Source organism: Bradyrhizobium sp. TM102, assembly GCF_009176685.1.
In the GTDB taxonomy this organism is placed as follows: Bacteria; Pseudomonadota; Alphaproteobacteria; order Rhizobiales; family Xanthobacteraceae; genus Bradyrhizobium; species Bradyrhizobium ottawaense.
On record NZ_AP021855.1, the window covers coordinates 5,362,462 to 5,388,321 of the forward strand.

Below are 25,860 nucleotides of genomic sequence, written 5' to 3' on the forward strand. Positions count from 1 at the left end.
GGGAATGTAGCATCGAGGCGATGCTAGTGGCGCGGCCGATACAGTTCGCGCCAGGCGGGAAGCCGCTCGGCATAAGCATCAGTCAGCCCGGTGTCAGGTTCGTACGTCTCGATGCGCTGCGGCCGGGTGCAAACGGCGGCGATCGCCTCACCGGTGACAGCAAGTCGCCCCAATCTCGCCGCACCGAACGCTGCGCCGGTCTCACCTCCGGCGAAGCGGTGGATCGGAACATTCAGCACGTTCGCCAGCACCGAGAGCCAGAAGCCGGACCGTGAACCACCGCCAATGGCATCGGCTTCCGTAATCACAATGCCAGCATCGGCGAGCGCGTCGCGGCAATCGGCCAGCGCGAAGGCAACGCCCTCGAGCACCGCCTGCACGATCGCCGCGCGATCGGTGCCATGGCTCAAACCATCGAGCATGCCGCGCACGACGGGATCGTCGTGCGGCGTCCGCTCACCCGCGAGATAAGGCAGGAAGCTCACCGGCGACGGCGCCTGTGGATGCGATCCAAGCGGCGCCAGCAACTCGGCCTCGCTGACGCCGAACAGGCGCGCGGCCCACGCGAGGCAGGAGGCGGCCGACAGCATCGCGCCAGCCTGAATCCACATGCCGGGAACGGCGTGGCAGAAGGTATGCACCGCACAGTCCGGGTTCGCAGCGATTGTACTGGTCGGCGCCAGCAGGGCACCCGAGGTTCCCAAAGATACGAACGCGGTTCCCGACTGGATCGCACCGATGCCGACGGCGCCCGCCGGATTGTCGCCAGCGCCGCCCGCGATCACCGGCTGCCTCACTATGCCCCAGCGCTGCGCGAGGTCGCTGCGCAATGTTGCTGCTGCCGCGCATCCCTCGACCAGGCGCGGCATGTGATCGCGCGACAGGCCGGTCGCGGCCAAGGCCTCGTCCGACCAGTCCCGGCGCGCGACGTCGAGCCATAGGGATCCCGACGCATCCGACACGTCCTCGACGGCCTCGCCTGACATCACCAGGCGCAGATAGGCCTTTGGCAGCAGCACCAATTTCGTCGCTGCAAAGACTTCAGGTTCGTGCGTCGCGACCCAGAGCAGTTTCGGCGCGGTAAAGCCTGGCATCGCCTTATTGCCCGTCACGGCACGCAAGGCAGGCCAGCGCTGCTCCAGGACGCGACACTCGGCGGCAGCGCGTCCGTCGTTCCACAGGATGCAAGGCCGCAGCGGCCTCGAGCTCGCATCGAGCAGCGTGGCGCCATGCATCTGGCCGGACAGCCCAATGCCCTCGACCGTCGCCAGCTCTTTTCCATGCGACGTCTTCAGGGCATCGAGCGTGGCGAAGGTCGCCTCGATCCATTGCGCGGGGTCCTGCTCGTAATAACCCGATTGCGTCGAGGTGATCATCAGCGGCCGGCTCTCGCTTGCAATCACGCGCTGGGCGCCGTCGACGAGAACGGTCTTGACTGCGGAGGTGCCGAGATCGATGCCGAGATACATGACTGCTTCCGCTCACTTCGCCGCGTCGATCCAGATCCCCGGCTCGGAATGCTCGCGGATGTGGCTGACCAGGAAGTCGGAAAACACCCTGATCTTGGCAGGCAGCCGGACGCGGTTTTGATAGGCGATGTTCATGGTGAGCAGCGGCAACTCCCAGCCCGTCAGGACAGGCACCAGCCGGCCGGCCGCGATATCGCTCTGCACGATGTAAAGCGGCTGGATCAGGATGCCGAGCCCCGCGCGTGCCGCACCGCAGATGATCTGGCCATCATTGCTGTCGAGCGTCGGCGCGATCCGCACCGTCTGCGTCGTGCTGCCCTGGCTGAGCCGCAGCGAATAGGGATCGTTGGCGAGATTGTAGATCAGCATGTTGTGGCGGGCGAGATCGGCAGGGTGCTCCGGCCGGCCGTGCTTCTCCAGATATGACGGCGCCGCCGCGAGCACGCGGTGCATCTGGCCGATGCGGCGGACGATGATGTTGGAATCCGGCTCGTGCTCGCGCGTGCGGATCGCCACGTCGATGCCGGCCTCGATGAAGTCCAGGTAGCGGTTTGCGCTGATGATCTGCACGCTGAGATCAGGATACAGCGCGCGGAAGGCGGGCAGCATCGGCGCGAGATAGATCATCGCAAAGGACAGCGAACTCGTCACGCGCAGCATGCCCTTCGGCGACAGCGCGCGGTCGGAGACGGCATCCTCGGCTTCGGCGAGCTCGTTCAACAACGTGCTGCAGCGCTGCAGAAGCTCCTGCCCTGCCTCCGTCAGCCATAGCCGGCGCGTGTTGCGTTCGATCAGCCGGACTGCGAGCCGTTCCTCCAGCGCGCTGAGGTGGCGGCTGGCGGCCGCGTTCGACATCCGCAGGATTTCGGCGGCCTTGGACAGGCTGCCGAGCTCGGCGGTTTTGGAGAAGACTTCGAGTTGGAGCAGCCGGTCCATTTTTGCTAAAAGAGGAAAAGAGACTTACAAATTTTGGCCTTTATTTCCGTTTTCTGCAAGGCAAAATAGCCACAACGAGACATAATCGCAGGCGAGGAAATCAGGAAATGTCGGGCCCGATCAGGCACATCGTGATGTGGCGGTTGCGCGGGGAAAGCCCCGAGGAGCGCTCCGCCGCCCGGGTCAAGGTCAAGACCCTGTTCGAGGGCCTCAAGGGTAGGATCGACGGCCTCACCCATATCGAAGTCGGCATGGACGTCAGTGCGGTCGACTACGCCTGCGACGTGGTGCTGTTCTCGGAATTTACCGACCAGGCCGCGCTCTCGGCCTATGCCAACCATCCCGAACATCTACGCGTGCGCGAGGCGCTTGGCGACTTGCGGATCGGGCGCTTCCAGGTCGATTATCCCATTAAAGAGACCGGCGCATGATCGGTTCGTTCACCTTTGAAAACCTGCCCTGCCGCGTCGTCTTCGGTAGCGGAACGCTTGGCTCCGCCAAGGCCGAGGTGGAACGGCTCGGCGGCAAGCGCGCGCTTGTGCTGACGACGCCGCAGCAGGAGGCGCAGGGCAAGAGCCTTGGGGCGGCGCTCGGCCCGCTCTATGCCGGCATCTTTCCCGGGGCCACCATGCACACGCCGGTCGAGGTCACGGAGCGTGCGCTCACGGCAATGAAGGCGTGCGAGGCCGACTGCGTCGTCTCGCTCGGCGGCGGCTCGACCACCGGCCTCGGCAAGGCGCTGGCGCTGCGAACCGGCGTCAACCAGCTCTGCATTCCCACCACCTATGCAGGCTCGGAGATGACGCCGATCGTCGGCCAGACCGAGAACGGCCTGAAGACCACCGTGCGCGATGCGGCTATCCTGCCGGAGACCGTGATCTACGATGTCGATCTCACTTTGACGCTGCCGGCGGGTCTCGCCGCGACATCAGGCATCAACGCGATCGCCCACGCGGTGGAAGCGCTTTACGCGCGCGACACCAATCCCGTGACGTCGCTGATGGCGGAAGAAGGCATCCGCGCATTGGCCCGCGCCCTGCCCGCCATCGCCGCCAAGAGCGACGACCGTGAGGCCCGCACAGAAGCGCTTTACGGCGCCTGGCTGTGCGGTGTTTGTCTGGGCACCGTCGGCATGGCGCTGCATCACAAGCTCTGCCACACGCTCGGCGGAACCTTCGACCTGCCGCATGCCGAGACCCACACCATCGTGCTGCCGCATGCGCTGGCCTACAATGCGCCGGCGGTGCCCGACGCCATGATGCGCATCTCGCGCGCGATTGGCGCTGCCGATGCATCGCAGGGACTTTTCGAACTTGCGAAGCGGCTGGGTGCGAAGACGGCGCTGCGCGATATCGGCATGCCCGAGGGCGGCATCGACAAGGCGGCTGATCTTGCCGTCACCAACGCCTACTGGAATCCGCGCCCGCTCGAGCGCGGCGCCATTCGCGATCTGATCGCACGCGCCTGGGCCGGCGAGCCGCCGGGCGCTGTCAAAACGGCGGCTTGAGGCGATGCGGCGCACGCTGATCAGATCCGCGACCGTCATCAGCATGGATGACGCGATCGGCGACCTCGGCACCGGCGACGTGCTGGTCGAGGGCAACCGGATCGTCGAGGTGCGACCATCGATCGATGTCGCGACCGATACGGAGATCATCGACGGAAAGGGTCGCATCGTCATCCCCGGCCTGATCAACGCGCATATGCACACCTGGCAGACGGGCCTGCGCGGCTATGCCGCGAACTGGACACTGCTGGAATATTTCCGCCGCATGCATGCCGGGCTGGCCACCGTGTTCCGGCCCGACGACATCCATATCGCGACGCTGGTCGGCGCGCTGAACCAGATCAACTGCGGCACGACAACACTCGTCGACTGGTGTCACAACAATCCGACACCTGATCATACCGACGCTGCCGTGCGCGGCCTGATCGAGAGCGGCATTCGTGCCGCGTTCTTCCATGGCTCGCCAAAGCCGGAGCCAAAGCCCGGCGAGCCGCATTTCTCGGAAGTGCCGCATCCGCGCCGCGAGGTCGAGCGGCTGCTCACGGGTCCCCTCGCCGACCGCGACGGCCTGGTCACGCTGGGCCTGGCGATCCTCGGCCCGCATTATTCGACGCTCGAGGTCGCCATGCATGATTTCCGCATGGCGCGCGAGCTCAAGCTGATTGCATCGATGCATCAGGGCGGCGGTCCGGCCAAGACGCCCGGCGGCTGGGAGAAGTTGATCGAAGCCGGCCTCGTCGGCACCGACATCAACATCGTCCATGGCAACGATTTGCCCGACAATCTCCTCGACATGATGGTCGATCTCGGCGTCTCCTTCTCGGTGACGCCCGAGAACGAGATGATCCAGGGCCATGGCTTTCCGATCACCGGACGGTTGCTCAGGCGTGGCGTGCGGCCGACCATCGGCATTGACCTCGAATCCATCCTGGCCGGCGACCTGTTCTCCGCCGCGCGCATTGCGCTCTCGATGCAGCGATCGCTCGACAATGCGGAGTCCCGCAAGACCCGCGGCACCATCCCCGCGACGACCACGATCCCCGTGCGCGAGGCGCTGCGCTGGATCACGACGGAAGGCGCCCGCATGCTCGGCCGCGAGCGCCAGATCGGCTCGCTGACGCCAGGCAAGCTCGCCGATCTCGTCATCATCAACGTCTGCGATCTCAACCTCGTCCCGGTGCATGATCCCGTCGCCACCGTCGTGATGCAGACGAGCCTCGCCAATATCGAGGCCGTCATGATCGGCGGCGCCTGGAAGAAGCGGAACGGCCGACTGCTGGCTGAGGGTTTGGAGACCAAGAAAGAGCTGCTGGCGCAATCCGGCCGGCGGCTGGTGCAGGACATCGAACGACAGGGACGCGCCGCCTGAGGCACCAACGGACAACAACAATGACAGATACCTCGAAAAACATCGCTTTCATCGGGATCGGCAAGATGGGGCTGCCGATGTCGGCGCTCGTCGCCAAGGCCGGTTTTGCCGTCACCGCGTTCGACCAGAGCGCGGCGCGGATCAACGAGGCACGCGCGCAAGGTATTGCGATTGCCGCATCGCCGGCCGAGGCCGTGAGCGGCAAGGCGGCTGTCGTCACCTCCCTGCCCGACGACGTCGCGTTGCGCGGCGCCCTGCTCGGCCCCACCGGCGTCATCGCCGCGATGGCGCCGGGCGCCATTTTGATCGAAACCAGCACTGTCAGTGTCGAGGCTTCTACTGATGTCGCGGCCGCGGCACAGGCCCGCGGGATTGCCTATCTGCGCGCACCGATCTCCGGCAATGCCAGCATCGTTCATACCGGCACCTTGACCTGCTTCGTCTCGGGGCCGAATGACGCCTTCGAAAACGCAAAGCCGCTGTTCGCCGCCTTCACCCGCGCACAGACCTATCTTGGACCAGCTGAGGAAGCCCGCTACGCAAAGCTCTCGGTCAATCTGATGATCGCGGTGTCGGCCGCGATGATGGCCGAGAGCCTGGCGCTGGCGCGCAAGGGCGGCATCGCCTGGCAGGATATCTTGAAGGTGCTCGACGACAGCGCGGTGGCCTCGCCGATGGTGAGATACAAGACCGCGCCGCTACGAACCCGCGATTTCGAGTCGACCTTCTCCTGCAAGCAGATGGCCAAGGATCTCGACCTGATCCTGGGTGCCGGCCATGCCGTCGGCGTGCCGTTGCAGCTGGCGGCCCAGGTGCGCGAGACCTACGGCTCGCTGGTCGCGCAAGGCGACGGCGACACCGACTTCATCGCGACGGTCAAGCACCTGGAACGGCTGTCCGGGCTCGGCGAGCCCAAACTCTGATCAGCGGAAGGCACATATGCGCAATTTCAACGAGAACACGATCACCGACGCCGTGCTGGAGCGGATCAAGGACGCAACCGATCCGCGCATCAAGCAGGTCAGCGAAGCGCTGGTGCGCCACCTTCATGCCTTCGTCCGCGAGGTGCGGCCGACCCAGAAGGAATGGGAATTCGGCATCGATTTCCTGACCCGCACCGGCCACATGTGCGACGACAAGCGCCAGGAGTTCATCCTGTTGTCGGACACGCTCGGCGTCTCCATGCTGGTCGACGCGATCAACCATCCGGTGCCGGAGGGCGCGACCGAAACCACGGTGCTCGGCCCGTTCTTCGTCCAGGCCGCACCGGAAAAGGACAGCGGCGCGGATATCTCCGGTCCGATGGAGGGCGATCCGATGCTGGTCACCGGCTCGGTGGCGACCGTCGACGGCAAGCCGCTCGTGGGTGCCGTCGTCGACGTCTGGCACTCCGACGATGATGGTTATTACGACGTGCAGCAGCTCGATGCCATTGGCGATCTCGCGATGCGCGCGCGCTTCCACACCGACGCCGACGGCAGATTCCATTTCTGGTCGATCAAGCCGGCCGCCTATCCCGTTCCGCATGACGGCCCGGTCGGCGAGATGCTGGAGGCGCAGGGCCGCCATCCCTGGCGCCCCGCGCATGTGCATTTCATGATTTCCGCGCCCGGCTTCGAGCAGCTCGTCACACACGTGTTCGTTGCCGGCGACCAGTATCTCGACTCGGACGTGGTGTTCGGCGTCAAAGACAGCCTGATCCGCGAATTCACCAGGCATCCGGCCGGCCGTGCGCCGGATGGTCGCATGGTGGACAGCGAGTATTTCCATCTCAACTATGATTTCGGCCTAAAGCAGGTCGCGAGCAACGCAAGAGCCGCTTAAGCTAGAGCGGCGACGGACCAGCAAGAGTCCGGCAACAGGGGGCAGACGGGAGCTGAGGATGGGACCGCGGGTCAGCACGAGCATCTTGGCCGAGCGCCTCACGGGCATGATCGGCCCGCGCGCGAGCGTTGCGCGCGGCGTGCTCGACCAGCACGGGCAGAGCGAGTCGCATTATCGCAATTTGCCGCCGGACATCGTCGTCTTCCCTGAGACCACGCAGGAGGTCGCGGAGATCGTCAAGCTGTGCGCGAGCGCGGGCATGCCGATCGTCCCGTACGGCGCTGGCACCTCGCTCGAAGGCAATGCGGCCTCGGTCGCGGGCGGCGTGTGCTTCGACTTCGCCCGCATGAACAGGGTGCTCAGCGTGCACGACAGCGACATGGATGTCGTGGTGCAGCCCGGCATTACCCGCAAGCAGCTCAATGCAGAGCTGCGCAACACCGGCCTGTTCTTCCCGATCGACCCCGGCGCCGACGCCTCGATTGGCGGCATGACCTCGACGCGCGCCTCCGGCACCATGGCGGTGCGCTACGGCACGATGAAGGACAATGTCATGGCGCTGGAGGTGGTGCTGGCCGACGGCCGCGTGATCCGGACCGCGAAGCGTGCGCGGAAGTCGGCAGCCGGCTACGACCTGACGCGCCTGTTCGTCGGCGCGGAGGGCACGCTCGGAATCATCACCGAGATCACGCTGAAGGTGCATCCCGTCCCACAGGCGATCTCGGCCGCGGTCTGCAGCTTCGGCACCCTGCACGACGCCGTCGATACCGCGATCTCCGTGATCCAGTCCGCGATCCCCGTGGCGCGCATCGAGCTGCTCGACGACGTCATGATGCGCGGCATCAATGCCTATGCCAAGCTCGGTTACCGCGAAGCGCCCACCCTGTTCTTCGAATTTCACGGATCCGAGACCTCGGTCGCGGAGCAGGCCGAGGCCGCGCAGGCGATCGCCGCCGACCATGCCGGCCATGGCTTTGCCTGGGCCAAGGCACAGGAAGACCGCAGCCGGCTCTGGCACGCCCGCGACAACACGCTCTATGCCGGCCTCGGCCTCCGGCCCGGCGCGCGCGCCGTGATCACCGATGTCTGCGTGCCGATCTCGCGGCTAGCGGAATGCCTGACCGAGACGCGGCGCGACGCTGACGAGCACGGCTTTACCGCGCCGATCGTTGGCCATGTCGGCGACGGCAATTTCCACATGCTGATCCTGATCGACCCGGCTCAGCCCGAGGAGGCCGAAGGCGCCAAGGCGCTTCAGGCCCGCATGGTCGCCCGCGCCATCGCCATGGACGGCACCTGTACCGGCGAGCATGGCATCGGGCTCGGCAAGATCGACTATCTCACCGACGAGCTTGGCGAAGCCGTCGATGTGATGCGATCCATCAAGGCCGCGCTCGATCCGAATGATCTGATGAACCCCGGAAAGATCTTTGCGAGCGGAGCCAAGGCATGAGTGACAAGGCATGAGCGACGCGCTTCCCATCGAGGTCACCTCGCCCACCCCGCTGCTGGAGCTGCGCGGCATCAGCAAGGAGTTTCCCGGCGTCAAGGCGCTGGATGACGTGTCCTTTGCCGTCTACCCCGGCGAAGTCCACATGCTGCTCGGGGAGAACGGCGCCGGCAAGTCGAGCCTGATGAAGGTGCTGTGCGGTGCCTACCGCGCCGACGCTGGCGAGTTCTATTTTGAGGGCAAGAAGGTCGCGATCTCCTCGACCGCGGATGCGCAGAAGCTCGGCATTGCCGTGATCTTCCAGGAATTCTCCCTAGTCCCCTATCTCGATATCGCACAGAACATCTTCCTCGGCCGCGAGCCGAAAGGCCACATCCCCGGCGCCATCGACCGCCGCAAGATCCTGGCTGACGCAAAGCGCGTGCTCGACACCATCGGCTTCGACATCGATCCCTCCACCATCGTCGACAAGCTCGGCGTCGCGCAGCAGCAGATGGTCGAGATCGCCAAGGCGATCAGCCAGGACGCCCGCATCCTCGTGATGGACGAGCCGACCGCGGCGCTGTCCGACCGCGAGACCGAGCTGCTGTTTGCCCTTATCGCACGGCTGAAGGCCGACGGCGTGTCGATCGTCTACATCTCGCACCGCATGGCCGAAGTGTTCGCACTCGGTGATCGTATCACGGTACTGCGCGACGGCCGACGCATCGACGGCGTCCGGCCCGCCGACGTCACGCCGGACCAGCTCGTCCGCATGATGGTCGGCCGCAACGTCGACATGACCTATCCGCGCAATTTTGCCGACAAGCCTGGCGAGCTGCTGCTCGAGGTCAAGGGCCTGACCGCCTCGACCGGCATCTCCGACATCAACATCGAGGTGCGCCGCGGCGAGATCGTCGGCCTGTGCGGCCTGGTCGGCTCGGGCCGCAGCGAAGTCGCGCGCGCCATCTTCGGCGCCGATCCCGTGACGTCGGGCGAGATCATCTTCGACGGCAAGGCCATCTCGGGCGAACCTGATCTTGCCGCCCGCCGCGGCATCGCGCTGATCCCGGAGAGTCGCAAGAGCGAAGGTCTCGCGCTGCTGCGCTCGGTGAGCGACAATCTGGTGGTGTCGGCGCTGCGAAAGCTGTTCCCGAGCGGGCTGTTCGACCAGCGCGGTGCGCAGCGCACCTCCGATGCCCTGATCCGGCAATTGAGGATCGCGACACCGAGTGCGCGTCAGACCGTCGGCCTGCTCTCGGGCGGCAACCAGCAGAAGGTCGTGATCGGCAAATGGCTGGCGGCCGGCTCAAAGCTCTTCATCTTCGACGAGCCGACGCGCGGCATCGACATCGGCGCCAAGTCCGAGATCTTCGCGCTGATCGACCGCCTGGTTGCGGAAGGCGCGGCGGCGCTGATGATCTCGTCCGAACAGGTCGAGATCTGCCATGTCTGCGACCGCGCCTATGTGATGCGCGAGGGGCGCATCGCCGGCCACCTGAACCGCAACGAACTGACCGAGGAGAACATCGTGCGACTGGGGATGCATCATGCGTGAGGCCGCGGTCGTTTCACAGCCCAATCCGCTGCAACGCATTCCCGGCGTTGCCATCGTGCTGGTGCTCCTGATCACGCTGTTCAGCGTGATCGCGCCGGGATTTCTGTCGGTCGCCAATCTCTCCAACGTGCTCGTGCAGTCGACCATCCTGACCATGCTCGCGCTGCCGATGACGCTGATCATCATGACCGAGGGGCTGGACCTGTCGATGGGCGCGGTGCTGACGCTGACCTCGCTCTGCGTCGCGATCGTGTCGCTCGCCACCAAATCGATGCTGCTGGGTTTAGGCGCCGGCCTGCTGGTCGGCGCGGCCTTCGGCGTCGCCAACGGCTGGCTGGTGGCGATCCTGGGCATTCCGCCCTTCGTTGCCACGCTCGGTACGCTCGGCATGGCGCAGGGCCTGTCGCTGATCGTCAGCGACGGCCAGAGCGTGGTCGGCATCCCCCACAGCGTCCGCGACATTTATTCAGCGACGCTGCTCGGCATTCCCGTGCCGATCGTGATGGCTCTCGTGACCTACGCGGCGTTCCACGGCCTGCTCTATCACACCCGCTTCGGCACCTACATTTTCGCACTCGGCGGCAATCGCGAGGCGCTGCGCTATGCCGGCCTCTCGCCGAACCGTCTGCTGATCGCGGTCTACGCGATCGGCGGCGCCATGGCGGGCGTCGCGGGCCTGTTGATGACCGCGCGGATGAATTCCGGCCACCCCACCGCCGGCCTCGGACTTGAATTCGATGCCATCGCCGCCGTCGCGGTCGGCGGCACCTCGTTCGAGCGCGGCAATGGCTGGCTGCTCGGTACCCTGCTCGGCGTCCTCTCGGTCGGCGTGTTGCGCAACGGCTTGAACCTGATCTCGCTGCCCTCCTCCGTGCAGGTCGCAAGCGTCGGCGTGCTCGTCATCGTCGCGCTGTTCCTCGACGGTCTCAGGAGCCGGGCATGACCGACATCACCAAAGAGGCGATGATGCCGCCCCGTTCCTTCCTGTCGCAGGATGCGATCCAGGTGTTCTATCGCCTGCTCGCGGCCCTCTTGATCTGCGCGGTGCTCGCCGTGCTCAGCGATTCCTTCCTGAGCCTCGGCAACATCCTCAACGTGCTCCGGCAGGCGAGCCTGACCTTCTTCATCGCCTCCGGCCTGACGCTGGTGGTGCTGACGGCCGGCCTCGACCTCTCCGTCGGCGCCAATGTTGCGCTGTCGGCCTGCATCGCCGGGACCGTGATCCACAAGACCGGCTCGCCGGCGCTCGGCATCCTCACCGGGCTTGCCTGCGGCGGCATCGTTGGCCTGCTCAACGGCGTCATGGTCACCGCGCTGCGCATCCCCTCCTTCATCGCCACCTATGGCATGCTCTGGGTGCTCAACGGGCTCACCTATTGGTACATGGCGGGCGAGACGCTGCACGGCTTCCCGGCGGGCTTCCGGCAGATCGGCAGCGGTTATCTGTTCGGCCTGCCCATCCCGGTCTATCTGCTGCTGGTGTTCCTCGGGATCGGGACGCTGTTTGCGCAACGGACGATCTGGGGCCAGGAGATCTATGCGATCGGCGCTAATCCGGTCGCCGCGCGCCTCTCCGGCATTCCGGTCGCGCGCCGCCTGCTGCTGGTCTATGCGGTCTCAGGCACCATGGCGGGACTTGCCTCGATCATCTTCCTGTCGCGGCTCAATTCGGCCGAGGCCGATATCGGCGAGAGCCTGACGCTGCCGGCGATCGCGGCCGTTCTGATCGGCGGCACCTCGCTGTTCGGCGGCGTCGGCACCGTGTTCGGCACCTTCATCGGCGCGCTGATCCTGACGCTGGTGCTGAACGGCATGAACCTGCTCTCGGTCAGCGCCAACTGGCAGCCGCTGGTGACAGGCATCATCGTCATTCTCGCGGTGTGGCTCGACATGAAGACCCGCCGCCGCGCGCAATGAGTTCATTGAGTTCCAACAAGCAAAATGAGGGATGGAGGCAACATGAGACAACATAAACTGGCTTACCTCGCACTGCCGCTGCTGATGGCGGCCGCGTTCACCAGCGAGGCGCGCGCCGACGGCGAGACCATCGCCGTCTTCACCAAGAACCAGACCAACCCGTTCTTCCAGACGGTGCGGGTCGGCGCCGACAACATGGCGAAGACGCTGAACGCCAAGACGCTGCAATACATCCCGACCAAGCCCGACAGCATCCCGGAGCAGCTGAGCCAGATCGAGGACGTCGTCGTGAAGAAGCCGAGCGCGATCGTGTTCACGCCGGTTGACTACAAGGCGATGGTGCCCGGGGTCGAGAAGATCAACGAGGCCAAGATCCCCGTCGTCAACATCACCGACCGCTCCGCGGGCGGCAAGTTCCTCTCCTTCGTCGGCGCCGACGATTACAGCCTCGGGCTCGAGACCGCGCGCTTCCTGCTCAAGACGCTGGGCGGCAAGGGCAACATCGTCATCATCGAGGGCGTCAAGGGCTCGCTGACCAATGTCGATCGCGTCCGCGGCTTCAACGACGCGCTGAAGGAGACCCCCGGTGCGAAACTCCTGGCGTCGCAGCCGGGTAACTACCAGCGCCTCCAGGCGCTTCAGGTCATGGAAAACCTGATGCAGTCGAATTCGCAGATCGACGGCGTGCTGGCGGCCAACGACGCCATGGCGGTCGGCGCGATCGAGGCGCTCGACGGCGCCAACCGCAAGGCCCAGGTGATCGGCATCAACGGTACCAAGGAGGCGATCGACGCGATCAAGTCCGGCAAGCTGCTCGCGAGCGGCGACTACAACGGATTTGCCCAAGGCTGCCTCGGCACCATGATGGCGATCCGGTCCTTGCGCAACCAGCCCGTCATCGCCGAGATCGTGCTGAAGCCGACTGTCATCACCAAGGACAATTTTGGACCCTTCGACGTGCCGCTGGAGCAGCGGACCTGCCCGACCTTCGAGGAGGCCGGCAAGCTCAGCGCGAAGTAGGCGCATTCACGATGATCTGGACGGCCGTCGTGGCGGCCGTCCCAAGAACCGAGCTAAGAAACGGAGACCACCATGCTGTTCGCCATTCACGCCATCGACCGCGCCGGCGCGCTGCCGACCCGGCTTGCCAATTACGATGCCCACAAGACGTTCCTGAGCGACACCTCGCGCTACGGCGTCAAGATCGTGATGTCGGGGCCGCTCGTCTCCGACGATGGTCAAACGATGATCGGCAGCCTGTTCCTGATCGAGGCGCCCGGCCGTGGCGACGTCGAGGCCTTCAATCGCGCCGATCCCTTTGCCGCGGCCGGCATCTGGGAAAAGGTCACGATCACGGGCTTCCTGCGCCGGCAGGGTTGAGGCCGGCCCCATCAAAAATGCGAAAACAACCCCATGCACAGTAGAATGGGGTTGTTTTTGCTGACGAATTTCCGGCGCGAATCTCACCCTTCAGCCGCTCGTCGCCACAGCTCCGTCTTCGAGATGACAGGCCACCCACTGCTCGGTCCCAGTTGCGCGAAGCACCGGCTCTTCGACCCGGCAGCGATCGAAGACGAGCGGGCAGCGAGTGTGGAAGCGGCATCCCTTCGGCGGATTGATCGGGCTCGGCACGTCGCCCTTGAGGATGATGGGATTGCGCTGGGCGCCCGGCTCGGGGAGCGGCACCGCGGACAGCAGCGCTCTGGTGTAGGGATGCCTTGGCGCGGCAAAGATCTCTCGGCGCGGCGCTATCTCGACGATCTTGCCGAGATACATCACGGCGACGCGGTGGGTCATGTGCTCGACGATGGCGAGGTCGTGGCTGATGAACAGCAGCGCGAGCCCGAACTCGCTCTGGAGATCCTGCAGCAAATTGACGATCTGCGCCTTGACCGAGACGTCGAGCGCCGAGACCGCCTCGTCGCACACGATCAGCTCGGGTTCGGCCGCGAGCGCGCGGGCGATGCCGATGCGCTGGCGCTGGCCGCCGGAGAACTCGTGCGGCCGGCGGTTCAGCGCCTCGCGCGGCAGCCGCACCGTGTCCATCAGGGAGGTGACGCGGACCTCGAGATCCTCGGCGGATTTGGCGAGGCCGAAATTCCGGATTGGCTCGGCCAGAATGTCACGCACCCGCATGCGCGGATTGAGGCTGGAGAACGGATCCTGGAACACCACCTGCACGCGCCGGCGCATCTGGCGCATCGTGCCCGGATGTGCGTCGTCGATACGCTGGCCGTCGAGGATGACTTGGCCCGCGGTGATGTCGAACAGCCGCAAGATGGCGCGGCCGACCGTCGACTTGCCGCAGCCGGACTCACCGACGAGCGACAGCGTCTCGCCGCGCGCGATCTCGAAGGAGACGCCGTCGACCGCATAGACGAATTCGGACTTGCGGCCGAACAGGCCGGACTTGACCGGAAAGTGCTTCTTGAGGTCGTTGACCTGGAGCAGCGGAGGGCTCATGCCGCGACAGCTCCTTTGGCCGCATAGTGGCAGGCGGCGACGTGACGAGGGCCCTTCTCCTCGAGCCCCGGCGCATATTGGCGGCACAGATCGGTCGCGAGCGCACAGCGACCGGCAAAGACGCAGCCGGTGATCGGCTTTCTGAGATCGGGCACCTGCCCGGGAATTTCGGCGAGCCGTCTTGCCGTGCCCGTGAGCGACGAGCCGAGCCGCGGCACCGCACCTAACAGGCCTTGCGTATAGGGATGACGCGGCGAGCGGAACAGTTCCGCCACCGGCGCCTCCTCGACCTTGCGGCCCGCATACATCACCATGACCCGCTCGGCGATCTCGGCGACGACGCCGAGGTCGTGGGTGATCAGGATGATGGCGGCGCCGACACGGCGCTTGAGGTCCAGCATCAGCTTGAGGATCTGCGCCTGGATCGTCACGTCGAGCGCGGTGGTCGGCTCGTCGGCAATGAGAAGCTTGGGATTGCAGGCCAGCGCAATGGCGATCATCACGCGCTGGCGCATGCCGCCGGAGAGCTGGTGCGGATATTCGCGCACGCGCCGCTTCGGCTCGGGAATGCCGACCAGCGTCAACATCTCGATCGCGTGCGCCTCGGCGGCCTGCTTGTCCAGGCCCTGATGGATCATCAGCGTCTCGCGGATCTGCCGGCCGACGGTCAGCACCGGATTGAGGCTGGTCATCGGCTCCTGAAAGATCATCGAGATGTCGTTGCCGCGGATCGCGCGCATCTCGCGATCGGAGAGTTGCAGCAGGTCTCTCCCGGCAAAGCGGATCGCACCTGCGATCCTGCCTGGCGGCTCCGGGATCAGCCGCATCAGCGACATCGATGTCACCGACTTGCCGCAGCCGGACTCCCCGACGATGGCCAGCGTCTCGCCCTCGTTGACATGGAAAGACACCCCGTCCACCGCGCGGTTGATGCCGCCGGGGGTGCGGAAATGAGTCTGGAGGTTATCGACTTCGAGCAGCGCCATCGCGATCAGCCCCGGTCAGAGACGCTTGGCCATGCGCGGATCGAGCGCATCGCGAAGGCCGTCGCCGAGCAGATTCACCGCAAGCACGGTGACGGACAAGAAGGCCGCCGGAAAGAACACGATGTAGGGCTTGACCTGCCACAGCGCGCGGCCCTCGGCCATGATGTTGCCCCAGGACGGAATGGTCGGCGGTGTTCCGGCGCCGATGAAGGATAGGATCGCCTCGGTGATCATGGCGCTGGCGCAGATGTAGGTCGCCTGCACCAGCATGGGCGCAAGCGTATTGGGCAGGATGTGGCGGAGGATGATCATCGGTGTGCGCGTGCCGCAGGCGACCGCGGCATCTACATAGGGCTGCTCGCGCAGCGACAGCACCACGCTGCGCACGAGCCGCGAAACGCGCGGGATCTCGGCGACGGTGATGGCGAGGATGACGTTGCCGACGCTCCCCCGCGTCAGCGCCATCAGCGCGATCGCCAGCAGGATCGGCGGGATCGACATCAAGCCGTCCATGAAGCGCATCAGGATGCCGTCGGCCCAGCGGATGAAGCCGGAGACCATGCCGATGGCAAGACCCGCCACGGATGCGAAGATCGCGACCGACAGGCCGACCGTGAGCGAGACCCGCGCCCCGAACAGCACGCGCGAGTAGATGTCGCGGCCGAGCACGTCGGTGCCGAACCAGAAATCGGCGGACGGCGCACGCGTGCGCTTGGCAGGGGCGAGCGCGGTCGGATCGACCGTTCCGAGATAAGGCGCGAAGACCGCGATAAGCACGAGCGTCAGCAGCAGCGCGCCACCAATGGCGACCGTCGGATGGCCGCGCAAAAACCCGACGAAGCCGCGCCGGATCGTGACCGGCCGCAGGATTTCCGGCAGTTGTGGCGCAAGAACGAGCCCGGCCGGGAGCGCCTGCGGATTGAGGGTCGTGTCGGTCAATAGCGGATCCTCGGGTCAACGAGCGTATAAATGACGTCGATCATCAGATTGACGAGGACGTAGACGAAGCTGAACAGCAGGACGATGCCCTGGATGACGGGATAATCGCGGCGCAGGATCGCATCGATCGTGAGCCGGCCGAGGCCGGGGATCGCGAACACGCTTTCGGTGACGACCGCGCCGCCGATCAGGAGCGCGATGCCGATCCCGATCACGGTCACGATCGGCACCGCCGCGTTCTTCAGCGCGTGAATGAACAGGATGCCGCCCTGCCCGAGGCCCTTGGCGCGCGCGGTGCGGATATAGTCCTGCTGCAACACTTCGAGCATGGCGGCGCGCGTGATGCGCGCCACCAGAGCGATGTAGACGCAGCCGAGCGCGATCGCGGGCAGGATCAGGTTCTCGAGCCACGGCCAGAAGCCTTGGTTGAGCGGCGTATAGCCCTGCACCGGCAGCCATTCGAGCTCGAGCGCGAAGATGTAGGCGAGCATGTAGCCGACCACGAAGACGGGCAACGAGAAGCCGAACACGGCAAAGCCCATGATGACGCGGTCGATCAGGCTGCCGGCCTTCCAGGCCGCCACCACGCCGAGCGGCACCGCCACCACGATCGTCAGCAGCAGCGTGACGATCATCAGCGACAGCGTCGGCCCTAAGCGCTGTCCGATCATCGCCGAGACCGGCAGATTGGTGAAGATCGAGGTGCCGAGATCGCCGTGCAGGATGCGCCAGACCCAGCCTCCGAACTGGACCAGGAAGGGACGGTCGAGACCGAGGCTCTGGCGGATGCGCTCCACATCCTCCGGGCTCGCCTGGTCGCCCGCGATCACCACGGCGGGATCACCCGGCGCGATGTAGAGCAGGCTGAACACGAACAGCGCGACGATTGCCATGACCGGCAGGGTCGCGACGATGCGACGGAGGATATAGGAGAGCATCTGGCCTCAACGCACGATCATGCAGACTTCGACACGCCCCAGAAGAACGGCAGCGGCCCCTTGGTGATGCCGGAGACGTTCTTGCGCCAGGCCGTGTAGGTCAGGAAGAAGCCGGTCGGCGCATAGACGACATCCTCGAGCGCCGCCTTGTTGACCCGCCCGATCGCCGCCTTCTCTTCCTCGAGATTCTTGGCGTCGAACCAGGTCGTGATCTCCTTCTCGGTATTCGGACTATTGGGCCAGCCGAACCAGGCCTTCTCGCCGTTGGCGCGGATGGCGGTATAGGCGGCGGGCGTGATGCAGTCGGCGCCGGCGTGCCAGCTGTGGAACATGTTCCAGCCACCCTGCCCGGGCGGCGTCTTCGCCGCGCGGCGCGAGCCGACCGTGCCCCAGTCCGTCGCGACGAAGTCGACATTCATGCCGAGCCGCTTCAGGAGATCCGCGGTCACGTCGCCTTGCGCCTTGGTGATCGGCTGATCCTGCGCCACCAAGCAAGTCACCGGCTGGCCGGAATAGCCGCTTTCGGCCAGCAGCTTCTTGGCCGCATCGAGATCGCGCTTGCCCTTCAGGATCTCGCCGCCGAGCTCGCTGTAGAGCGGCGTATCCGGCGTGAAGAAACCCGGCAACGCCTTCCACAATGCGTTGTCGTCGCCGACGATCGCCCGCATGTAGTCTTCCTGGCTCATCGCCATCAGCACCGCGCGCCGCGCCCGCACGTCGTTGAACGGCGCGAATAGATGGTTCATGCGGAACGAGCCGATATTGCCGAGGGGATCGCCGATGTCGACGCTGATGTTCTTGTTCTTCTTCAGCACGGGCACGAGATCGGCGATCGGATTCTCCCACCAGTCGACCTCGCCGTTCTGCAGGGCGGCGGCCGCGGTGGCCGGATCCGGCATCACGATCCATTCCACGCGATCGACCAGGATCTGCTTGCCGCCGGCAAGCCAGGAGGCTTTCTCCTGCCGCGGGACGTAGTCTGCGAATTTCTCGAACACGGCCTTGGCGCCGGGGACCCATTCGCCCTTGGCGAATTTCATCGGACCCGAGCCGACATACTCGGTGATCTGCTTGAACGGATCGGTCTTGGAGATACGCTCGGGCATGATGAAGGAGCACGGCGCGTTGTTCTTGGCGAGAGCGTAGAGCATCTTCGGGAAGGGCTGCTTCAGGACCCATTTGAAGGTGCGGTCGTCGACGGCGGTCAATTCCTGCTGGATCGCAATGATCATCAGGCCCATCGGATCGCGCGCAGCCCAGCGCGACAGGCTCGCAATGACGTCCTTGGCCAGCACCGGCTCGCCGTCGTGGAACTTGAGACCGGGGCGCAAGCGGAACGTCCAGGTCTTGCCGTCGTCGGAAGTCTCCTCGGACTCGACCATCTGGCGCTGCGGCTGCAACGAGGAATCGATGCCGTAAAGCGTATCCCAGACCAGCGCGGCGGCATTCCGCACGACATATTGCGTGCCCCAGATCGGATCGAAATTGGCGAGATTGGCCTGCGGCACGAAGCGAAGGGTGCGGGCTGATGCGCCTTGCGCGATCGCGGGGGCCGAGAGGCCCGTCAATGCCAGACCGCCCGCGCCAGCCAGTCCCTTCAATACGGTCCTGCGATCCATGAAGTCCTCCCAATAATGCCGTGATGCCGGCCATCGTTGGCCAAGAGCAGGTGAAACCAGAACCCATTGGCGTGCAAATGGTATGCCACTAACCGGACCTTCGCCAGCGGGATCTCAACGTCATTTGGGCCGGCCCAGGCCTCACAGAGCTGCCGCCAGCATCTCGCCGGTCTCGATATGCGGGATGGCCTCGACCAGCTTGCGCGTGTAATCGGTCTTCGGATTGTCGAACAGCGCCCGGCTCTCGCCCTGCTCGACGATTCCGCCATTGCGCAGCACGATGGTGCGGTCGCAGAGCATGCGCACCACGTTGAGATCGTGGCTTACGAACAGCAGCGCGATGTCGTTCTCGCGCCGCAAGCGGTCGAGCAGTTGCAACACAACCGCCTGCACCGAGACATCGAGCGCGGCCGTCGGTTCGTCCAGCACCAGAAGCCGCGGCCGGCAGGCGATGGCGCGGGCGATGCCGACGCGGGCCTTCTGGCCGCCGGAGAGCTGGTGCGGAAACCGCGGCAACAGATCCAACGGTAATCCCACCCGCACGGCGCATTCCTCCACCCGTTCGCGAAGCGCCTCACCCGGACGCATGCCGCCAAGCCGCATCAGGGGGTGGGCGATACAATCGAACGCCGTAAAGCGCGGATTGAGGCTCTCGTTCGGATCCTGGAACACCATCTGGATGTCTTTGCGCAAGGGCGAGCGGTGAAAGTCGCGCGAGGCCACGTGTCCGATCGAATGCCCGTCGAACACGATGTCGCCTTCGCTCGGGTCGATCAGGCGGCAGATCATCCGCGACGTCGTGCTCTTGCCGGAGCCGGACTCCCCGACGAGACCGACGCTCTCGCCGCCGGCCATCGTCATCGAGAAGTCGGCCACCGCGGCAGAGCCCTCGTCGAAGCGTTTTGCCAGTTTTCGCACTTCCAGGAGCGGCGGCGTGCCATGCACGAGTTCCGCTCGGGGCTTGCTGGCGACAGTCGCGGAGCGCTCTTTCTCCTCTTCCGTCACGAGGTCTTCGATACGGGACGTCGCGGTCGGCGATGCCGCGACCAGGCGCCTGGTATAAGCGTGCTGCGGCGCGCCGAAGAGTGTCCTGGAACTCGCCTCCTCGACGATGCGGCCACGTTCCATCACGGCGATGCGGCGGCAATAACGCGCCGCGAGCCCGAGATCGTGCGTGATCAGGATCGTGGCCATGCCGCGCGCGGCGGCGATATCCGCCAGGAGATCCATCACCACTTTCTGGGTGGTGACGTCGAGGCCGGTGGTCGGCTCGTCCGCGATCAGCAGCGCGGGATTGCAGGAGATCGCGATCGCTATCATGACGCGCTGGCACATGCCGCCGGAGAGCTCGTGCGGATAGGCGTTCATCCGCGCCTCGGGTTCGCGGATCTGAACGGCGCGCAGCAGGTCCAGCGCCTCGGCGCGCGCGGCGTCCTTGGAGATCCGCTTGTGGGTGAGGATCGCGTCCGCGATTTGCAGGCCGATGGCCCGGATCGGATTGAGCGCCGCCCGCGGGTTCTGGAAGATCATCGACATCGCGGCGCCCTGGAGCTGACGAAGGTCATCGCCCCTGAGTTTTGTCACGTCCCGTCCACGAAACAGGATCCTGCCGCCGGTGACGCGCCCCGCTGCGTCGAGCAGCCGCGTCGTGGCGAAGCCCGTCACAGACTTGCCCGAGCCGCTCTCGCCGACGAGGCCGAGCATCTCGCCCTTCTCGACCGTGAGCCTCACGCCGCGCACGGCCTCGACCATGCCGCGTCGCGTCGAGAACGCGACGTGGAGGTCGTCAATGCTGAGCAGCGCCTCGCTCATGTGCGCATGCGGGGGTCGAGAATGTCCCGCATCCCGTCCCCGAGGAGATTGAAGCACAGCACGGCCATCATCAGCGCCAGACCCGGAAATGCGACCAGCCACCACCGCCCGGTCGAGATGAAGCGCGCGCCTTCCGCGACCATGATGCCCCATTCCGGCGTCGGCGGCTTGACGCCCAGACCGATGAAGGACAGGCCCGCGGCGTTGAGAATGGCCCAGCCGAGGTTGAGCGAGATCTGCACCGCCATCGCCGGCAGGATGTTCGGCAGCAGGAAGCGCAGCACCACCGAGAAATGGCTCTCGCCGCAGGCCCGCGCCGCCTCCACCCAACCGACATTCCGGCGGACATTGACCTCGGCCCGCGCGAAGCGGATGTAGAAGGGAAGATTGATGATCGCGGTCGCGATCACGATGTTCTCGATCCGGTTGCCGAGGGCTGCGACCATGGCCATCGCCAGAACGAACAGCGGAAAGGCCATCATCACGTCGACGAAGCGGCCGACGCCGCGATCGAGCCGGCCACCGGCATAGCCACAGAACGAGCCGACCACGGCTCCGATCGCGAAGGAGATGCCGACGGCCGAGACCGCTATGGCAAGATCTAGACGCGCGGCGATGATGAGACGGCTGAACACGTCGCGCCCGAGCTGGTCGGTGCCGGCAATGTGCGCCGCGCTCGGCGGCAGCAACGCCTCCGAGACATTGGAGGCCACGGGATCGTAAGGCACGATCCACGGTCCGAAGATCGCGACCAGCACGAACAGGAGCACGCCGGTGGCGGCAACGGCGGTGAGCGGGTTTCCGCGCAGGATCCAGACCGAATGGCGGAGGGTTGCGCTGGTCATCCGATCGACACCCTGGGATCGGCGATGCCGTAGCAGATGTCCACGACCAGGTTGACCAGCACAAACAGGCTGGCCATCAGCAGCACAAAGCCTTGCACCGGCGCATAGTCGGAGGACAGCAGCGCATCGAGCGCATAGGAGGCAACGCCCGGCCAGGAGAACACTTTCTCCACCAGCACATTGGCGCCCAGCATGGTCGAGAATACGATGCCGGCGATGGTGATCACGGGGAGGATCGCATTGCGTAGCGCGTAGGTCACGACCACCTTGCGCCAGGACAGTCCGACCGAGCGCGCGGTGCGCACGAAGTCACTGCCGAGCGAGACCAGCATCGAGGCACGCGTGATCCGCGCCAGCGGCGCAATCACGAACAGCGCCATGCTCACCGCCGGCAGGATCAACTGCTTGCAGGCCGCCCACCAGCCCTCGAAATCGCCGGCGAGCAGGAAGTCGATCGAGAGAAACCCGGTGTGCTGCGGCGGCAGCGACGTGAAGACGTCAATCCGCCCTGTCGGATCGGGTGCAAGGCCGAGCAGATAGTAGAAGACGTAGATCAGCAGCAGGCCCGACACAAAGGTCGGCACGCAGACGCCGAGCGCGCAGAACAGCCGGACGCCGTGATCGACGACGGAGCCCGGCCTCAAGGCCGCGAGCACGCCGAGCGGCACCGCGGCGATCAGCGCGATCAGGAGCGCGGTGAAGGTGAGTTCGAGCGAGGCCGGCAGCCGCTCGCGCAGATCCTTCAGCACCGGCTGCCCGGTCATCATGGAGCGGCCGAGATTGCCGCGGCCGATGTCGGAGAGATAGAACACGAGCTGCTCCGGCACCGACTTGTCGAGCCCCATCTGCTTGCGGATCTGCTCGATCTCCTCCTTGCCGGCGTTGGGCCCGGAGGCGAAGAACACCGCGGGGTCGCCGGGCAGGACGCGCATCAGGAGGAAAGTGAAGACCAGCACACCGAACAGCGCCGGCAGCGACGACAGCAGCCGCCCGCCCGCCCGCACCATCGTTGCGCCAAGACCGGTCCTCACCTTCCAGAGCTCCTTTCGTCTGACGCTATCACTTGCGGCTGACATCGCGATAGTCGACCTGGCGGTGGAACTCGTAGGTGTAGCCCTCGATCGAGGACGCCATCACCGCATCCTGATTTGGCTGCCACAGCATGATTTGCGGCATCAGATCGAAATGCATCGCGTTGAGCTTGCGGCCTGCTTCCTCGTACTTCGCCTTGTCCGGCTCGAAGCGGGCTTCCTGCGCGATCGCGGCGAGCTCCGCGTTGTTGATCGAGCTGTAATTCCAGCGCTGATTGCCGGTGTAGAAGTTGCGGTAGAAGTAGTCCGTGGACGGCAGCCAGGCGACGATGCCTTCGGTGTAGAAGGGCAGCTTCTTCTCGTTGATCTGCGTCGACATCTGCGCATCCGGCAGCTTCTGGATGTCGACCTTGATCCCGATCTTGCCGAGCGATTCCTTCACCAGCGCCGCCATCGGCTCGGCGGTCGAGGCTTGGCCGACATTGAAGCTGAAGGTGGTCGAGAAGCCCTCGGGGAGCCCGGCGGCCTTGAGAAATTCCCTGGCCTTGTCGAGATCGATCTTGACGGGTTGCTGGAACGGATAGATGCCGTTCAGCGGCTTGCCGTCCGGCCAGCTCGCACCGAACAGCGGCGCGCCGCGGCCGAACAGGGCGGCCTTGAACATGTCGTCATAGGGCAGCGCGAAGGCGACGGCGCGGCGGACATTGACGTTGTCGAAGGGCGGGATCTGATTGTTCATCGAGACGAAGGTGATCGAATTGTATTGCGGCGTCGAGATCACCTTGAGCTTGCCCTTGGCCTCCAGCGACTGCACGTCGCTGGCCTGCAGATCAACGACGAGATCGGCATCGCCGCGCTCGACCAGATTCGCGCGCGTCGCCGGCTCCGGCACCGACTGAATGATCACGCGCTTGAAGAACGCCGGCTTATCGGGCGAGCCACGATTCCAGGCCTCGTTGCGCTTGACGATCACCTGCTCGCCCGGCTTGAACGTCTCGATCACATAGGCGCCGCTGCCGGCGGTGTGCTCCTTCAGCCAGGCGGTGGCCCAGGGATCATCCGCTGTCGCGTGCTCCTTCGCCACCTTCGAATTGATGATCATGGGATAGACGGTGGCCAAGTTCGGCAGCGCGAGCTTGTCGGGCTTCGGCAACGTCACCTCGATCGTGAGGGGATCGATGACCTTGAACTGGTCGGCCGACGTCAGGGAGCCGGTCAGCAGTTGCGCCTTGCCGAGGATCGGCGCGGTGACGCAGCGATCGAGCGACCATTTCACGTCCTCGGCCGTGACCGGCGAGCCGTCCTGGAATTTTGCATCCTTGCGCAGGCGGAAGGTGAGCTTCAACCCGTCGGGGCTGACGTCGTAGGATTCAGCGAGCTCGCCGGTGATCTTGTCGAGATCGAACACCCATTTGCCATTGAGCTGCTTGCGACCGAACGCCACCAGCCGGTCGTAGGTGCTCATGCTCAGCGCGAAGGATTCGCGGGTCGAACCGGGGATGTTGGGATCGAGCGTGTTGACGGATGCGCCGGTGACATAGCGCAGCGTCTCCGCCCGGGTTTGCGCCTGCGAAGGCGCGGTGGCGATGAGCAACAGCGCAGTGGCGGCGAGCACGGAGGACGCCGGCCTGAAGGACACAAAACGCATTCGTTTTCCCCAAGATTTCGACAACAACGCCAGCAAGGCAGGTTAAGAAAGAAGCAAGTTGCGCGCCAGTCTCATGATGCGATTCTGCGGACGCTTCGTCGCGGCGGCGCATGGATGATCATCGCAATTCCCCGCTGCTTCGCGCTTGCCGCGTGACCACGGCCTGCGGCACGTCATAGGCGCTGAGCGAGGCCCAGTGCCGCGCAACATCGGCGCGGAACAGGCCACGCGTCAGGCCATGAACCAGCTTGGGCACCGCGGTCGTCATCGCGTTGATCGACGATCCCGACGGGCCGAAACTCATGGTCGAGGCGATGGCGAACAGATGGATGTCGGAAATCCAGGGTGTCTCACCCGGCACGCGCTCGGTGAAGGCATAATCGTCGGCGAGATACGGGAAACGGCCGAGCCGCGCGTTGCGTTCGTTCGAAGGCGGCAGATAACGGTCGGTCCAGGTCGCGATATTGCCGGCAAAATTGGAGAGCTCACCGCGGCCGGCAAAGTTCATGTCGATGCCGGTGCCGCAGATGACGAAGTCCGCCGCGATGGTTCCGCGCGGCGTGTGCAATTCAATGCCTTTTCCGGTCGCGCACGCGGCTTCGATCGGCGCGCCCTCGTGCAATGTGAAATTGGCGTGGCGCGCGCAGCGGTCGTAGGTCGCTTGCGGAAATCCCTCGCGCATTTCCAGGATCGTGCGCATGAAACGCCAGCGCCAGGCATCATCGAGATCGCTGAGATGACGCAGGAAGCCGCGGAAGGTCAGCCAGCGATAGGGCTGGATCACCTGGATCTGCGCACGGCGACACAGTAGGTGCACTTCCGCAGCCCCCGCCTCCAGCGCCGTGGCCGCATTGTCGAACGCAGATGCGCCGGCACCGATCACGGCGACGCGCTTGCCGCGAAGGTTTTCGAAATCGATCTCGTCGGCGACAGTTGCGACCGACCCGGCCGGCAGATCGCGCAGCGGCTCGGGGATCATCCAGCCGCCCATGCCCTCCTGCCCCGTCGCCAGCACGATCTTGCGCGCATGGAGCGTCTCGACGCCGTCGGCACGTGTCACGAGGGCAGCCAGCAGGCCGTCGGCCGCTGGCGCAATCTTCAGTAGCTCGCAGCCATTGCGCACCGGCAACGCGATCGTGCGCCGCAGCCAGAGCAGATAGTCCGCCCAATGCTCGCGCTCGATCAGGCCAAGCCCCTGCCAGCTCTCCTTGCCGAAACGGGCTTCATGCCAGGACTGATAAGTCAGGCTGGGGATATCGAGGTCGGGCCCCGTATAATCCTTCGGGCTGCGCAGCGTCGGCATGCGGGCATAGGTCAGCCACGGGCCCTCCATCCCCTCCGCGGCCTTGTCGAGCAGCAGGATGTTGCTGACGCGGGAGCGCATCAGGCCGAAGCCGATAGCCACGCCGGATTGGCCGGCGCCGACGATGAGCACGTCCAGCGCAGGCTTGCCGTCCGGGCCCATCTTCGGCTCGAGCCAGGCGGCGCCGGGATGCGCGATCCTGGCGAGATCGGCGCGAATGCCCCCTTCGAGTTCTGTCAGCGCATCGCTCATGCCGCGAGCCAACCT

23 protein-coding genes are annotated in these 25,860 nt (G+C 65.4%); 11 read left to right on the forward strand and 12 right to left on the reverse strand.

The window, feature by feature from the left end; all coding sequences use genetic code 11:
* Nucleotides 1-23 precede the first annotated feature (23 nt).
* Both xylB and GDN70_RS25670 read right to left on the reverse strand, forming a co-directional pair.
* Complete coding sequence (gene xylB / locus GDN70_RS25665; protein ID WP_152103197.1) at nt 24-1,469, reverse strand: xylulokinase; 1,446 nt, start codon at nt 1,467-1,469, stop codon at nt 24-26.
* Between the two features lie 12 nt (nt 1,470-1,481).
* Nucleotides 1,482-2,405 carry a LysR family transcriptional regulator gene (locus GDN70_RS25670; RefSeq protein ID WP_038947957.1) on the reverse strand — a complete coding sequence of 308 codons (924 nt, stop codon included), beginning with the start codon at nt 2,403-2,405 and terminating at the stop codon, nt 1,482-1,484.
* 107 nt (nt 2,406-2,512) lie between these two features.
* Between GDN70_RS25670 and GDN70_RS25675 the strand changes: the two genes are divergently transcribed.
* The 11 genes from GDN70_RS25675 (at nt 2,513) to GDN70_RS25725 (ending at nt 13,389) form a co-directional block, all read left to right on the forward strand.
* Entirely contained in the window at nt 2,513-2,836 is a 324-nt protein-coding gene (locus GDN70_RS25675; RefSeq protein ID WP_038947956.1) for a Dabb family protein, read from the forward strand.
* Entirely contained in the window at nt 2,833-3,912 is a 1,080-nt protein-coding gene (locus GDN70_RS25680; RefSeq protein ID WP_038970492.1) for a maleylacetate reductase, read from the forward strand. Before GDN70_RS25675 ends, GDN70_RS25680 begins: the two co-directional genes overlap by 4 nt.
* A gap of 4 nt (nt 3,913-3,916) precedes the next feature.
* Nucleotides 3,917-5,281, forward strand: a complete 1,365-nt coding sequence (locus GDN70_RS25685) for an amidohydrolase family protein (protein ID WP_038970493.1) — start codon at nt 3,917-3,919, stop codon at nt 5,279-5,281.
* Between the two features lie 20 nt (nt 5,282-5,301).
* Entirely contained in the window at nt 5,302-6,204 is a 903-nt protein-coding gene (locus tag GDN70_RS25690) for an NAD(P)-dependent oxidoreductase (RefSeq protein ID WP_152103198.1), read from the forward strand.
* A 16-nt stretch (nt 6,205-6,220) separates the two neighbouring features.
* Entirely contained in the window at nt 6,221-7,105 is an 885-nt protein-coding gene (locus tag GDN70_RS25695) for an intradiol ring-cleavage dioxygenase (protein WP_095426526.1), read from the forward strand.
* A gap of 58 nt (nt 7,106-7,163) precedes the next feature.
* Nucleotides 7,164-8,558, forward strand: coding sequence for an FAD-linked oxidase C-terminal domain-containing protein (locus tag GDN70_RS25700; RefSeq protein WP_152103199.1), 1,395 nt, complete (start codon nt 7,164-7,166; stop codon nt 8,556-8,558).
* Between the two features lie 10 nt (nt 8,559-8,568).
* A complete protein-coding gene (locus GDN70_RS25705; protein ID WP_028142483.1) occupies nt 8,569-10,092 on the forward strand; it encodes a sugar ABC transporter ATP-binding protein in 1,524 nt (507 codons plus the stop codon).
* Nucleotides 10,085-11,035: an ABC transporter permease gene (locus GDN70_RS25710; protein ID WP_152103200.1), complete on the forward strand. Its 951-nt coding sequence runs from the start codon at nt 10,085-10,087 to the stop codon at nt 11,033-11,035. The genes GDN70_RS25705 and GDN70_RS25710 overlap by 8 nt, the downstream gene beginning before the upstream one ends.
* Nucleotides 11,032-12,009, forward strand: a complete 978-nt coding sequence (locus GDN70_RS25715; RefSeq protein ID WP_038970497.1) for an ABC transporter permease — start codon at nt 11,032-11,034, stop codon at nt 12,007-12,009. Before GDN70_RS25710 ends, GDN70_RS25715 begins: the two co-directional genes overlap by 4 nt.
* Nucleotides 12,010-12,051: 42 nt before the next feature.
* Nucleotides 12,052-13,029, forward strand: a complete 978-nt coding sequence (locus GDN70_RS25720; RefSeq protein ID WP_173015864.1) for a sugar ABC transporter substrate-binding protein — start codon at nt 12,052-12,054, stop codon at nt 13,027-13,029.
* Nucleotides 13,030-13,101: 72 nt separating this feature from the next.
* Entirely contained in the window at nt 13,102-13,389 is a 288-nt protein-coding gene (locus GDN70_RS25725) for a YciI family protein (protein ID WP_152103201.1), read from the forward strand.
* A gap of 90 nt (nt 13,390-13,479) precedes the next feature.
* Here the strand turns inward: GDN70_RS25725 and GDN70_RS25730 are convergent, their stop codons facing one another.
* From GDN70_RS25730 to GDN70_RS25775, 10 genes are all read right to left on the reverse strand, one after another.
* Complete coding sequence (locus GDN70_RS25730) at nt 13,480-14,472, reverse strand: ABC transporter ATP-binding protein (RefSeq protein ID WP_091952731.1); 993 nt, start codon at nt 14,470-14,472, stop codon at nt 13,480-13,482.
* Nucleotides 14,469-15,458: an ABC transporter ATP-binding protein gene (locus GDN70_RS25735; protein WP_028142477.1), complete on the reverse strand. Its 990-nt coding sequence runs from the start codon at nt 15,456-15,458 to the stop codon at nt 14,469-14,471. The genes GDN70_RS25730 and GDN70_RS25735 overlap by 4 nt, the downstream gene beginning before the upstream one ends.
* A 15-nt stretch (nt 15,459-15,473) precedes the next feature.
* Complete coding sequence (locus GDN70_RS25740) at nt 15,474-16,397, reverse strand: ABC transporter permease (RefSeq protein ID WP_152103202.1); 924 nt, start codon at nt 16,395-16,397, stop codon at nt 15,474-15,476.
* On the reverse strand, nt 16,394-17,335 hold the full coding sequence (locus tag GDN70_RS25745) for an ABC transporter permease (protein WP_152103203.1): 942 nt from the start codon (nt 17,333-17,335) through the stop codon (nt 16,394-16,396). Before GDN70_RS25745 ends, GDN70_RS25740 begins: the two co-directional genes overlap by 4 nt.
* Before the next feature lie 17 nt (nt 17,336-17,352).
* Entirely contained in the window at nt 17,353-18,954 is a 1,602-nt protein-coding gene (locus tag GDN70_RS25750) for an ABC transporter substrate-binding protein (protein WP_152103204.1), read from the reverse strand.
* Nucleotides 18,955-19,095: 141 nt separating this feature from the next.
* The gene (gene nikE, locus GDN70_RS25755; protein ID WP_152103205.1) at nt 19,096-20,766 is read right to left on the reverse strand and encodes an ABC transporter ATP-binding protein; all 1,671 of its coding nucleotides are present in this window, start codon (nt 20,764-20,766) and stop codon (nt 19,096-19,098) included.
* Nucleotides 20,763-21,611, reverse strand: a complete 849-nt coding sequence (locus tag GDN70_RS25760) for an ABC transporter permease (protein WP_018315991.1) — start codon at nt 21,609-21,611, stop codon at nt 20,763-20,765. The genes nikE and GDN70_RS25760 overlap by 4 nt, the downstream gene beginning before the upstream one ends.
* On the reverse strand, nt 21,608-22,642 hold the full coding sequence (locus tag GDN70_RS25765; protein ID WP_028142472.1) for an ABC transporter permease: 1,035 nt from the start codon (nt 22,640-22,642) through the stop codon (nt 21,608-21,610). Before GDN70_RS25765 ends, GDN70_RS25760 begins: the two co-directional genes overlap by 4 nt.
* Nucleotides 22,643-22,670: 28 nt before the next feature.
* Nucleotides 22,671-24,290: an ABC transporter substrate-binding protein gene (locus GDN70_RS25770; RefSeq protein ID WP_028142471.1), complete on the reverse strand. Its 1,620-nt coding sequence runs from the start codon at nt 24,288-24,290 to the stop codon at nt 22,671-22,673.
* Between the two features lie 118 nt (nt 24,291-24,408).
* A complete protein-coding gene (locus tag GDN70_RS25775) occupies nt 24,409-25,845 on the reverse strand; it encodes an NAD(P)-binding domain-containing protein (protein ID WP_152103206.1) in 1,437 nt (478 codons plus the stop codon).
* Between the last annotated feature and the right edge of the window lie 15 nt (nt 25,846-25,860).